10 protein-coding genes are annotated in these 13,165 nt (G+C 61.9%); 2 read left to right on the top strand and 8 right to left on the bottom strand.

Annotation, left to right across the window (positions count from 1 at the left end; all coding sequences use genetic code 11):
- Positions 1-72: 72 nt before the first annotated feature.
- The 8 genes from ICI42_RS12965 to ICI42_RS12930 all read right to left on the bottom strand — a co-directional run bounded on the left by ICI42_RS12965 (position 73) and on the right by ICI42_RS12930 (position 11,561).
- Complete coding sequence (locus ICI42_RS12965; RefSeq protein WP_230980305.1) at positions 73-621, bottom strand: MarR family winged helix-turn-helix transcriptional regulator; 549 nt, start codon at positions 619-621, stop codon at positions 73-75.
- A 91-nt stretch (positions 622-712) separates the two neighbouring features.
- Positions 713-1,960, bottom strand: coding sequence for a kynureninase (kynU, locus tag ICI42_RS12960; protein ID WP_188164977.1), 1,248 nt, complete (start codon positions 1,958-1,960; stop codon positions 713-715).
- 71 nt (positions 1,961-2,031) lie between these two features.
- Positions 2,032-3,879, bottom strand: a complete 1,848-nt coding sequence (locus ICI42_RS12955) for an ABC transporter ATP-binding protein (RefSeq protein ID WP_188164976.1) — start codon at positions 3,877-3,879, stop codon at positions 2,032-2,034.
- A gap of 43 nt (positions 3,880-3,922) precedes the next feature.
- Complete coding sequence (locus ICI42_RS23655) at positions 3,923-4,795, bottom strand: ABC transporter permease (RefSeq protein ID WP_330999167.1); 873 nt, start codon at positions 4,793-4,795, stop codon at positions 3,923-3,925.
- Positions 4,796-4,797: 2 nt separating this feature from the next.
- On the bottom strand, positions 4,798-5,748 hold the full coding sequence (locus ICI42_RS23650; protein WP_188164974.1) for an ABC transporter permease: 951 nt from the start codon (positions 5,746-5,748) through the stop codon (positions 4,798-4,800).
- Between the two features lie 80 nt (positions 5,749-5,828).
- Positions 5,829-7,337, bottom strand: coding sequence for an ABC transporter substrate-binding protein (locus ICI42_RS12940; protein ID WP_188164973.1), 1,509 nt, complete (start codon positions 7,335-7,337; stop codon positions 5,829-5,831).
- 97 nt (positions 7,338-7,434) lie between these two features.
- A complete protein-coding gene (locus ICI42_RS12935; protein WP_188164972.1) occupies positions 7,435-9,558 on the bottom strand; it encodes a hydantoinase/oxoprolinase family protein in 2,124 nt (707 codons plus the stop codon).
- Positions 9,555-11,561, bottom strand: a complete 2,007-nt coding sequence (locus tag ICI42_RS12930) for a hydantoinase B/oxoprolinase family protein (protein WP_188164971.1) — start codon at positions 11,559-11,561, stop codon at positions 9,555-9,557. The genes ICI42_RS12935 and ICI42_RS12930 overlap by 4 nt, the downstream gene beginning before the upstream one ends.
- Positions 11,562-11,704: 143 nt before the next feature.
- Between ICI42_RS12930 and ICI42_RS12925 the strand changes: the two genes are divergently transcribed.
- Complete coding sequence (locus ICI42_RS12925; protein ID WP_188164970.1) at positions 11,705-12,067, top strand: TIGR04076 family protein; 363 nt, start codon at positions 11,705-11,707, stop codon at positions 12,065-12,067.
- Entirely contained in the window at positions 12,064-13,128 is a 1,065-nt protein-coding gene (locus ICI42_RS12920) for an aldo/keto reductase (protein WP_188164969.1), read from the top strand. The genes ICI42_RS12925 and ICI42_RS12920 overlap by 4 nt, the downstream gene beginning before the upstream one ends.
- Positions 13,129-13,165: the final 37 nt, after the last annotated feature.

Below are 13,165 nucleotides of genomic sequence, written 5' to 3'. Positions count from 1 at the left end.
GCTTTCGAAAAACTTCAAGCTTAAAATTATTCGTGACGACGAAGCCTCTGATGGCGACTCCCACTAAGAGGATCAGGCCGGCTTGCCGGCCTTGCCGAGCGAGCCGACGATGGATCGTTTGAGCTTGGCGAGTTCGTCGAGCAAGACTGCCCCGTCTTTTGTTGAAAGGCGGCCGAACAGGTCGGCGATCCAGCCGGCATGGGCGGCCGCCATCTTCTCGAACTCGGCGCGGCCGAAGGGAGTCAGCGCGATGATCTGCACGCGCCGGTCGGTGGGCGAGGTGGTGCGGCTGATGTGGCCGCTCTCGGCAAGGCGTTCCACCAGAACCGTGATGTTGCCCGGCGACACCATCATGCGCTTGGACACTTCGCCCAGCACCATGCCGTCGCTGGCGCGTTCAAGCTGCGCCATCAGATCGAAGCGGGGCAAGGTGGAATCGAATTCCTCGCGTAGGCGGCGGCGCACCTCCGTCTCCACCAGCGTGGAGCAGGTCAACAGGCGCAACCAGAGCCGCAACTCGGCGCCGTGGTCGCCAGGGGCTTCCAGCACCTTGGTTTCGCCATCTATCCACTCGGCGGCCGCGCCGGCCGCTTTCGTTTCGTCCATTTTCTGCTCGGCCATGTTCATCCCAGCTCACCGGCTGATGCCGGCGCGACCGGGCTGTTGTAGAGCCGTTTCAGAGGCCGGGACAAGGCCGGAAAACTGTGGCGGATCACGTGACCGCCGCTTTCACTGCGAAGCGCTCGTCCTTCCAGGCATCGCTGCGCAGGATGTCCTCGAGAACTTCGACCCCCGTCCAGACATCCTTGAACCCGATATAGAGCGGAGTGAAGCCGAAGCGGAGCGTGGACGGCGCACGGAAATCGCCGATCACATCGCGTTCGATCAGCGCCTGCATCACCGCATAGGCGTTGTCATGCCTGAACGCCACCTGGCTGCCGCGCCTCGAACTGTCGCGTGGGCTTTCCAGCGTCAGGCCGAGACCCTCGCATTTGGCCTCGACCAGCTGGATGAACAGATCCGTCAGCGCTACGCTTTTTCTGCGCAGGGCATGCATGTCGACATCGTCCCAGATATCCAACGCGCCCTTCAGCGCGCGCATCGACAGGATGCATTGGGTGCCGCACTGGAAGCGGCGGATACCCGCATCCGCTGCATAGCCCTGCTCGAAGGCGAAGGGCCGCGCGTGGCTCCACCAGCCGCTCAGCGGTTGGCGGGCTTCGGCCAGATGGCGTTGCGCGACATAAATGAAGGCCGGTGCTCCGGGGCCGCCATTAAGATATTTGTAGCTGCAGCCGACGGCGAAATCGGCGTTGGCGCCGTCTAGGTCGATAGGCAAGGCTCCAGCGGTATGACAGAGGTCCCAGACAACGACAGCGCCGGCGTCCTGCACGCGCTTGGTCAGTGCCGCCATGTCGCGCAACTCACCCGATTTGTAGTTGACGTGGTTGACCAGAACAACGGCGACGTTCTCATCGATCAGATCTTCGATGCTCGGCGCGTCAACGCCCTCAAGCCGGAGCGTCGCCCCTGGCCGGGTCGAAAGCACGCCTTCTGTGATGTATAGATCGGTCGGGAAACTGCCGCCTTCCGCGACGATGATGGTGCGGTCGGGCCGAAGGCTCATCGCCGCGTGCAGCGCCTTGTAGATGTTGATCGAGGTGGTGTCGGCAACCACGGTCTGGCCGGGAGCGGCGCCTACCAGCTTGCCGATGCGGTCACCCAAGACCAGCGGCATTTCGAACCAGCCGGCCTTGTTCCAACTACGGATCAGGTCCCGGCCCCATTCGACCTTCGCCGCCTGCTCCAATTCGGCAAAGGCGGCAGGCGAGGCTGCGCCCAGCGAGTTGCCGTCGAGATAGACGAGGCCTTCGGGCACAACGAAGCGGTCGCGCATTGCGCGCAGCGGATCGGCGGCGTCCATCGCTTCGATGGCGGTGAGGTCGGGAAGTCCAGTCATGGTTAGGGCAATCCTCAATTCCTGCGCATTTATGGCGCCAGCCGGTCCTATGTCACGCGAAGATCCGAGCCTTAGCCAGTCTGGACAAGATGCCCTTCCGAGACCTCGCGATACGTGCGCAGCGGCGGCACATAGCCGGCGGGGCGGAAAGGGCTCTTGATCTCGTCGGTGGACATGTTGCGTTTCAGCGACCGGCGGGCTGGATCGGGCACCGGCACCGCAGCCATCAGTTTTCGCGTGTAGGGATGCTGTGGATTGTCGAACACCGCCGCCCGAGGGCCGATCTCGACAATCTCGCCGAGATACATCACTGCCACCCGGTGGCTGACGCGTTCCACCACCGCCATGTCATGGCTGATGAACAAATAGGCGAGGTTCAGGCTCTGCTGCAGGTCGAGCAGCAAGTTGCAGACCTGCGCCTTGATCGAGACGTCCAGCGCCGAAACCGCCTCGTCGGCGACGATCACCTTCGGGTCAAGCATCAGGGCGCGGGCAATGGCGACGCGCTGGCGCTGGCCGCCTGAAAATTCATGCGGAAACCGCCGCATCATGTCGGGTGACAGGCCGACCTTCTCCATCAGGTCGGCGGCCTTTTCGCGGGCCTGCCGCCTTGTGCCGAGTTTGTGCTCGACGAAGGGCTCGGTGACAGCCGAACCGACGCTCATACGCGGGTTGAGGCTGGCGAACGGGTCCTGGAACACCATCTGGATTGAGCGCCGCATGGTGCGCAAGGTCGAGGCGTCGAGCGTCATGACGTCATAGCCGTCGACAGTGACATGGCCGCTGGTCGGCCTGACCAGGCGGGTGACGGAGCGTCCGGTGGTCGATTTCCCGCAACCGGATTCGCCGACCAGCGACAGCGTTTCGCCTTCGAACAGGCTGAAGGACACCTTCTCCACCGCATGCACCGAGCCCGTGTGGCGGCGAAAGAAGCCGGCGTTGATGTCGAAGCGCGTCGTCAGGTCCTTGACGTCGAGGATCGGCGTCTTGGTCTTGGCGACGGTATCCGTGACATCCTTGAACGGCATCGCTTCGCCGGTGTTGATGTCGATGATGGGGAAGCGCTGCGGCAAAGCGCGGCCTTTCATCGAACCCAGCCGCGGCACGGCTGCCAGCAGCGCCCGCGTGTAAGGGTGCTTGCCGCGATGGAAGATATCGTCTGTCGTGCCCATCTCCACGATATCGCCGCGGAACATCACCAATGTCCGGTCTGACACTTCGGCCACCACGCCCATGTCGTGGGTGATGAACAGGACGGCCATGCCTTCCTCGTCCTGCAGCGTTTTGATCAGGTCGAGAATCTGGCCTTGGATGGTCACATCGAGCGCCGTCGTCGGCTCGTCGGCAATCAGCAGCTTCGGCCGGGAAGCAAGGGCCATGGCGATCATCACACGCTGGCGCATGCCGCCGGAAAACTGGTGCGGATATTCGTCGAAACGCGAGGCGGCGTTGGGAATGCGCACCTTCTCCAGAAGCCGCGTGACCTCCGCGCGTGCCTGGGATCGGGTCAGCGACTGATGCACGGTCAGCGCCTCGGCGATCTGGTTGCCGATTGGAAAAATCGGGTTGAGGCTGGTCATCGGCTCCTGGAAGATCATCGCGATGTCTTTGCCGCGGACGCCGCGCATTTCCTCGTCCGACAAGGACAGCAAGTCCTTGCCGCCGAGCCGTATCTTGCCTTCGATGCGGCTTGCACCCTTTTGCAGAAGCCGCATGATCGACAGTGACGTCACGCTTTTGCCCGAGCCGGATTCGCCGACAATCGCAACCGTCTCGCGTGGCGCGATGTCGAAGGACATGTTGCGCACCACCGATTTCCACCCGCTATCGGTCCGGAAGGAGGTCGTCAGGTTCTCGACCGACAGCACGGGCGCAAGCCTTGCTGTCGTTTCATCCTTCCTGCTCGTCACATCCAGCATCGTCATTCCTTCATGCGGCGATAGCCGTTGTCTTGGACTGCGCTCAGTCCTTGGGATCGAGCGCGTCGTGCAGTCCGTCGCCCAGCAGATTGAAGCCGAGAACGGTCAGGAAAATTGCAATGCCGGGATAGATCGACATCCAGGGCGCGAGCGACAGCGAGGACCGTCCTGCGTTCAGCATGCTGCCCCAACTCGCATCCGGCGGCTGCTGGCCGAGGCCGAGGAAGGCAAGGGCTGCCTCGGCGATGATCGCGGTGGCAATCGCCAGCGTCGACTGCACCAGGAGCGGCGGAAAAGCATTTACAAAGATGTATTTCACCAGGATCGTCATAGGCCGGACGCCAAGCGAATAGGCCGCTTCGATATATTCTTCGACCTTGATCACCAGCGTCTGGCCGCGTGCCAGCCGCGCAAAGATCGGTGCGGACGAAATGCCGATGGCGATCATCGCATTGGTCAGGCTCGGTCCGAGAAACGCGGCCAGCGCAATCGCCATGATCAGGAACGGAATGGCTAGGAAGGCGTCGATGATGCGCATGACGACGGTGTCGAAGATTCCGCCGATATAGCCGGAGACGATACCGATCGGCACGCCTATGGTGAAGGCGATCAGCACCGATACAACGCCAGCCATCAACGATGCCCGCGCCCCGTAGATCACCCGCGAGAGTACGTCGCGGCCAAGCTCATCGGTCCCGAACCAGTGCAGCGCCGACGGCGCCTTGCGGATCATCGACCAGTTGGTCTTGATTGGATCGAACGGAGCTATCAGCGGCGCGAACACCGCGAGAATGACGAACAGCCCGACGATGACCAGCCCGAACAGGGCCGCCCTGTTGCGGATGAAGCGCCGGGCGAGCCAGGCGAATTGCGACGGCGCTTTGTCGCTGGCGGCGGTGGGGGCGCTGACGGAGATGCTCACAGCGTTTTCGTCCTCAATTTCGGATTGGCGACGAAATAGAGCACGTCCGCGAGCAGGCTCATCAGTACGAAAGCTGCCCCCGACAGCAGCGTCACGGCCTGAACCGCCTGATATTCGCGGTTGAAGACGGCATCGACCACCATCTTGCCGACGCCGGGAATGGAGAAGACCTGTTCGGTCAACACCGCGCCCGCCAAAAGCGTGCCGAATTGCAGGGTTGCTAACGTTATGATCGGGATTTGCGCGTTGAGGAAGGCGTGCTTGAGGATCACCGTCTTTTCGGCTACCCCTTTCGCGCGTGCCGTCCGCACATAGTCTTGGCGCATCACGGTCAGCATGGCGCTGCGGGTGTGGCGCATCATGGCGGCGGCAAGGCCGGCGCCCAGCACGATGGCCGGCATGATGAGCGTCCTGATGCTCTGGATGGGGTCGTCGAAGAAGCTGACATAGCCGCTTGCCGGCAGCCAGCCCAAATGCACGGCGAACAGCAGGATCATCATGATGCCGAGCCAGAAATTGGGGATCGAAATGCCCGACAGCGCTGCGACGGTCACGGCGTGATCCCAGCCGCGTCCGCGCCAGATCGCGGCGAGAATGCCGGCCGGAATGCCGATGACCAGCGAAACCAGCATGGCTGCGGTGGCGAGCGTCAACGTCACCGGAATCTTTGCAGCCAACATCGGGCCGATCTCCTCGCGGGTGCGGAAGGAGACGCCGAAATCGCCCTGCATGACATTGGTGATCCAATGCCAGTATTGCACCAGGAAGGGATCGTTGAAGCCGTATTGTTCGCGGATCTGCGCAAGCATTTCCGGAGAGGCTTCGCCGCCGCCGATCACCAGCGCCGGATCGCCTGGCAGCAATTGCTGAAGGCTGAAAACGATCAGTGAAATGATGAAAAGGGTTGGTATCGCTGCCAACACCCTTTGCACGAGAAAGCCGAACATGAACGCTCCTTGCGGGGCATCGGACGGTCCGCTGCTGCGGACCGCCGTCTGTTCCAGATATTATCAGATACCTTTGTCCGTCAGTCGATGGTCATGCCGTCGAGCTTCACGAAACCGTCGCCCGTGGCGTGGAAGCCCTTCAGCTTGCTTGTTGCCACGAACAGCGGCTTCTGGTGGTAGAGATACAGTACCGGACGGTCCTTCACCGCAAGCGCTGATGCCTCCTTGAAGAGTTCCATCCGCTTTGCCGGATCGGTCGCGGTGCGGGTCGCTTCCAAGAGCTTGTCCATCTCCGGGCTCTTGTAACGGCTCAGATTGCGACCGCCGGTCGAGTGCAGCACTGGATAGGCAACCGTGTCCAGATCGTTGGCGAATTGCGGGCCGATCGGACCCCAGGACTCGAAATTGCCCTCATCCGTCAACTTCAGCGTCGTGGCGAAATCCACCACATCGAGCGTGATGGCGAAACCGGCATTGGTCCCCATCGCCTGCATCATCTCGCCGACGCGAACAGACAACGGACGGTTCGGCACCAGGATCTTCAGCGGAACGGGCTCCTGCAGCCCAGCCTCGGCGATCAGGGCTTTGGCCTTTTCCGGGTCCCGCGCAGGGATCGGGAAGTCGGCGTTGTAGAAGGGCGAATCGGGCGCGACGAACTGGTTGCCAGCCTGGTACTGGCCGGCGAAGGCAACGTCGACGATGGCCTGGCGGTCGAGCGCCATTTCCAGCGCTTCCCGCACCTTGGGGTCTTTCATCGGGCCTTCGCGGTTCAGGTTCAGAACAACTGTCTGGTTGTTCAGAACCGTCATCGGGATGATCTGCAGGTTCTTGTCCTCGGCCACGGTCGCGGCGTTCGAGGGATCGAGCTTTTCCATCAGGTCGAGTTCGCCCGACTGCAGGTTGGCAAGGCGCACAGCATCGTCGGGGATAATGCGGAAAGTCACTTTGTCAAAAGCGTATTTCGCCGCGTCGTAATAATTCGCATCCTTCTCCAGCACGATCCGGTCCTGAGCGACACGCTCGACGAATTTATAGGGGCCGACGCAGACCGGCGCGCGTCCGAGATTGTCGCCCAGCTCTTTGATCACCGTGGGGGAGAACACGATGCCGACACGGTCGGCAAGCTTGCTCAGCAACTGGGCGCTGGGTTCGCTCACCTTGATCAGTACCTTGGTCGGGCTGACGGCCTCGACGCTGGCGACGGTCGAGATATCGTCGGCGCGTTGCGAACCCTTTTCCTTATTGCGTTCGATGTTGATCTTCACCGCTTCGGCGTCGAACGGCGTGCCATCCTGGAACTTGGCGCCTTCTATAAGATCAAGAGTCAGTTCCTTGCCGTCGTCCGACCACGACCAACTCTTGGCGAGACCAGGCAGGATTGTGAGTTTGGAATCGGTCCACATCAGCCGGTCACACATCACGGTCAGGACCGTGAGGCCAGTCTGGGCGCGGTTGCTTTTCGTGTCCAGTGCGTCCGGGTCGTCAGCCAGTGCGAAGCGCAGGTCTGCGGCATTGGCAACGCTACCGAAAGAAGCCGCCAGCACGCCGATGAGGGCCGCCGAGCGGAGATAAGAAGTCGTTCTTTTCATTTTTGTTCTCCGTTCCCACTCTTGTTTGATCTTTGATCAATTTTTCTCAGACTGCCCCAAAGCATCTGGGTCGTCAATCCCGCTAAGGGCTGGTGTGTCAGGCAATTGCCTTGACGATGGTCCTTTCGTTTTCGATGGCACGCGCCTGCTTTTGCGGCGTCAAAACCAGGTTCCCCATTGGCTCGACACGGCATTGCCAGCCCGGCACGATCCAGACTGTGGTGTCGTCCTGTTCCACGACTGCCGGACCGGTGATTTCGAACCCGGCAGGCAGGTCGAACCGTCGATAAAGCGGGGCGTCCAGCCGCCGGCTTTTGTGAAAAACCCGACGTGTTCCCGCTTGAGGTGCTTTTCGGGGCTCGATCGCGGTGCTGCCGGTTGTTGCGTTGAGGGCGGCGATGGACAGCCTTATCGTGCTGATGCGCACCGAGGCGACACGGTCGGCGAAACCGTAGAGACGCTCGTGTTCGGCGTGGAAGAGTTCGAGCAGCGCCACACCGTCGAGCGTCTCGCGCAACGCTTCCGGCACGAAGATTTCCAACTCGTAGGCTTGGTCGGCAAAGCGCATATCAGCCTTCACACGGAAGGAGAGATCGGCGTCACTGTCGGTTTCACCCGCAATCCAGCTGAGCGCGTCGGCCTTCATCTCGGCGAGTGCTGCTGCGACCGGGGCAAAGCCTTGACCGTCCGGCTGCAGGAAGCCGCCGAGCGAGCGGGCATAATCGCGGCGAATATCGGCAAGACTTGCGCCAAGGGCGCAGAAAGTGCCCGGCGCCAGCGGAATGATGACCTTTTCCAACCGGGCTTCTTCGGCCAGAAGCGTCGCATGCGTGGCGCCTGCCCCGCCGAAGGCGACAAGTGCGAACTGGCGGTGATCCAGCCCACGCTTGGCAAGCATTTTAGACAACTCCACCGACATCTTGGCAGTTGCTACCCTAAGGGCTGCGGATGCGGCCTCTTCGGCCGCGTTTTCGCCGGTCAGCCCGATATCTCGCGCCAGTTTGGCGAGGCCGGCCAAGGCCGGTTCCTTGGCGAGCGGCATGCGGCCGCCGAGAAAAGCATTGGGGTCCAGGATGCCGCTGGCGAGATAGCAGTCGGTGATCGCCACCCGCGTGCCGCCGCGTCCGTAGCAGATTGGTCCTGGGTCGGAGCCGACGCTTTCGGGGCCGATCTTCAGGATGCCTTGCGGGTCGATCCAGACCGTCGAACCGCCGCCGGCACCGATTGCCGTTACAGCCACCACCGGCAGAATGATAGGGAACGCGCCGACCTGCGCGAGTTGGGTATATTCCGGCTCGCCGCCGATCACCACCGCCATATCCGTCGAGGTGCCGCCCATGTCGAGGGTGACGAGATGGTCGCGAACGTCTTCCGGCGCCATTTTCACGGCTGCGACCACGCCGGCCGCAGGTCCCGAAAGAACCGTATCGATGGGCCGCGCACGCGCCGTCGCCAGACTGACCGTACCGCCATTGTTGGTGGTGATGAAGATCGGCGCCGTCAGGCCGAGTCCTCGCAGCCGGGTTTCGAGCCGGTCGAAATAGGACTGCATCAGCGGCTGGATATAGGCGTTGAGCGCCGCCAGAAGGCCGCGCTCATACTCTCGCATTTCCGGCCAGATCGCGGCGCTTTCCGTGATCGGCAGGTTTGGCAGCCGCTTGCGCAGACCGTCGGCCACCTCGCGCTCGAGCTCCGGATGGCGGAAGGAGTTGATCAGCATCACCGCCACGGCCTTGAGGTCGGCTGCTCGCACCTGCTCGGCCAGCCTGTCGAGCGCCGCCTCGTCGGGCCGGTCGACAATGTCGCCGCTGGACAGGCAGCGCGCGCCGACCTCGAACACCAGATTGCGCGGGATCAGCGGCGTTTCGCGCTTTGCCGTGAAGTCGAAGGCCGACGGCATGCGCGAGCGTGCGATTTCGAAGACGTCGCGATTGCCGCGCGATACCACCATGCCGAGGCGCGGGCCGTTGCGCTGCAGGATCGAGTTGAGCGCAAGCGTCGTGCCGTGCATGACAAGCTCGACAGCATCGGGCGCAATGCCGGCTTTATTCAGCAGGCCGGCAATGCCACGCTCGACCGCAAGCGACGGATCGCTCGGCACGCTGGGCTCCTTGAAGAACACACGCCGCCCGGTTCCGTTTTCCGCGGCGACGAAGTCGTTGAAGGTACCGCCGACGTCGATACCAATGCGCCAGGCTGTGGTTTTTGATGCCATGCTCATGCCCGCGCTCCTTCGGCCTCAAGGTTGCCGACGAGATCGGCGAAATGGTCGCGCATGGCGTCCGCTCTCGATGCGATGGTGTTGATGTCGAAGCCGGACGTTTCCTTAAGCTCGGGAAACACCGTCTCGTAGATGGACCGCCTGCGTTTCCCCCGGATCGAGGCGGGAAAGCGCATCAGGCTGGTGTTGAGCCGGGTGACCAGGTCGTCGCCGAACACGCTTTCCCACAGCATGCGGTTGGTGCCGAAGTTGAATGCGCCTGAGGCTGGTCGAGCTTCGCCCCTTATCCGCTGCGTTTCCGCCTCGTCGAGAACGCCGCTGTGGATCGCCACGCCATAGTCGACCTGGGCCGATTCTTCCGAAACGAAACCGCGTTCCACGTCGTACAGCACCTCTTCGACGGGCCGGGTGAATGGGTCTCCGAAACCGCCGCCGCCCGGAGTCATCAGGCTCAGCGTGTCGCCGCGCGCAATTTCCAGCATGTCGACGCGGCTCAGTTCCTTCTCGTCCGGCCGTCCGATGTTGAGCACCACGCGGCAAGGTGCCGCCGATCGGCCGCCCGCCACGCCCCATGGCGTAAAGAAGAAGCGTTCGAGGCCGCGCGCCAGAACGGCGCAATCGTCCTTCAGGATGCGCAGCGTGTAGACCACGCCGGTGCCGCCGCGCCAGCGTCCGGGACCGCCCGAATCCGACCGCAGCGCATACTCCTCGATCATCACGCCCGCTTCGTCTTCAGTGCGTTCGATGGGCGAGTTGCGTGTGTTGGAAAGGCCGGATTCGCGTCCGTCGACCCCGTCGGAACCGTTGCGCGCACCCGAGCCGCAGACGATGGACTGGATGACCATGGAGCGCCGTAGGCCGGTCGCAGGGTCGGGTTCGGCCAGAACGACGGGCAGAACCGTACCGCCGCCAGCTGCCGGCACGAGCGCGGAATCTGCCTTGTGCAGTGCGCCGGAAGCGACGTCGATCAGCCGCATGACGGTGGCGTGGCGGACGCCACAGGCAGCGGGATATTCGGGATTGATCAGGCTTCCTTTGGGCGCGCTGGTGGTGACCGAATCCAGAATGCCATGATTCAGCGGTGCGGAGGGGTCGCGCGTGGTGACCATGTGCATCAGCCTCAGCGTCAGATAGGGATGCCGCAAGCCCTGCGTCGGCACGTTGAAGGCCGACATCAGCTGAGGGTCGGTGCCATCGTAGTTCAGGTCGATGGCGCCGTCTTTGACCGTGATCCGGCAGCGGATGCGCACCGGGATGTGGCTGACGAAGTCATGGTCGAGATAGTCCCAGAAGTCGTAGACCCCGTTGGGAATGGTCTTGAGAACGGCCATCGCTTTCTCGCCGGCATAGCCCGCAAGCAGATTTTGCGCGGCCACCAGCGCGTCCGCACCATGCGCCGCGACGACGTCGGCGATGCGCTGCTCGCCCTTGTCGAGGGCTGCCAGCATAGCTTTGATGTCGCCGAGATTGGTTTCCGGCGAGCGGCAGTTGGCGAGGTAGACGGTCAGAAGGCTGTCATCGATCTTGCCCTCGCGTACCAGCTTTACCGGCGGGATTTGCAGGCCTTCCTGATAGACGTCAGAGAAGCGTGGCGAGATCGAAGACGGCACGCCGCCGCCAATGTCCGAGGTGTGCGCGAAGGTCCAGCCATAGGCCACGATCTCGCCATCGTGGAAATACGGCTTGATGAACTGCAGGTCCGGGAGGTGGGTCGACAGTCCGCCATTGGCATAGGGTAGGTTGGACAGAATGACGTCGCCCGGCTTGAGCGTCCCGACGGCCTTGAGTGATGGGTTCAAATCGAGGTCGACGAAGGCCGAAACACCGAGTGCCTCTGGATAGGCGAAGAACTTGCCGTCGATACCGGCAATCGCGGTGCTGAAGTCAGCCACTTCCTTGATGTAGATCGTGCGCGCCGCCCGCACCAGCGTCAGCCCCATCTCTTCCGCGGCAGCCACCGTTTTATAACGGAGGATTTCCAGCGTCATGCTATCGGGCACCATCCACGACCCCTCGTCATTACAGCGCTGCCACTCTTTCTGGTGGCCGTGCGCCTCGTCCAATTGCCAAGCAAAGCTGCTTGACATTTGATCAAAGATCAACAAGATTTTTAAAAAAATGAACATTCAACGGGATCGAGGGCGGCGTGACGCGGGACGAAGAGGACCAGAGTTTTGAGCTCTACGATCTCAAGGTCGAGGTCGTCCGCAGCGGCGAAGGCAAGATTTATTGCGGTGCCAAACCGGGGGATTATTTCGAACTGCGCGGCGAGATGCTGTACCTGCCGCCCGGGCAGGGGTTTTCCATTTATTCGCTCGCAGCCGTCCTGCCTTTGCTAGCCGCGAAGCAGCGGCCCTCGCATAAGAATGATTGGATGACATCGGATGCGGAGGTGGCATGTCCTGATCCGCATTGCCCGACGCGCATGAAAATCACCAGGCTGAATTATCGCCGCTTCAATCACAATGACACGACAAAAGTAGCCCTGCCGGGCGAGGAGGACGCGTGACTGCAGTCGAAACCACGGACATCAGGCCGGGCTATACGATCAGCCGCGTGCTCAAGGGTGGCTGGCAGCTTGCCGGCGGTCACGCTGCCGTCGATCATGAAAAGGCGATTGCGGAAATGGGCGATTATATCCGCTCCGGCATCACCACCTTCGATTGCGCCGACATCTACACGGGGGTCGAACAATTGATCGGCGACTTCCGCCGCGCGACGATAGCCTCAGGCGACCGCGAACTCCTGGCACCGCTCAAGGTTCATACCAAGAGCGTGCCCGACCTTCAGAAACTCAGGACCATCACGAAGGCCGAGCTTCAGGAAACCATCGACCGCTCGCTGGTGCGGCTCGGTCTGGATCGACTGAACCTCGTCCAGTTTCATTGGTGGGATACGGCAGTGCCGCGTTATGTCGAGGTTGCCGGCTGGCTCGCCGATTTCCAGAAGGAGGGCAAGATCGACCTTCTCGGTACGACCAATTTCAATACGTCCTGCATGCGCGAACTCAAGGATTCCGGCATCGAGTTCGCGTCGATGCAGGTGCAGTACTCGCTGCTCGATAACAGGCCGGAAAAGGATCTGCTGCCATTCTGCAAGGAAAACGACATCAAGATCCTGTGCTACGGCACGGTTGCCGGCGGCTTCCTCAGCGATCGTTGGCTAAGCGTGCCGGAGCCGGTCGGTGAACTCGAGAACCGCTCTCTGGTCAAATACAAGCTGATCATCGACGATATGGGCGGATGGGAGCTGTTTCAGACACTCCTGTCCACCTTGCGAAAAATAGCCGACCGTCATCACGTCAACATCGCGGATGTCGCGATGCGTGCCGTGCTGGACTGGCCGCAGGTTGCCGGCATCATCGTCGGCGTGCGCCATGGGGGTCATCTTGAGGCGCACAGTCGCCTGTTCGGCCTGACGCTGACCGATGCCGACCGCGCTGAAATCGATGCTGTTCTGGCGCAGAAAACAACGATGGAAGGCGATGTCTACGATCTCGAACGCGACCAGAAAGGCCGTCACGGCCGGATCATGCACTACAATCTCAACGAGGATAAACCGGCTGCGTGACGCCGATAAACTCGGGCGGAAAGTTTTGCAGCCTTCC

The sequence above is a fragment of the Oryzicola mucosus genome (genome assembly GCF_014534685.1).
Lineage (GTDB): Bacteria > Pseudomonadota > Alphaproteobacteria > Rhizobiales > Rhizobiaceae > Oryzicola > Oryzicola mucosus.
This window is presented reverse-complemented; position numbering and strand designations above follow the sequence as displayed.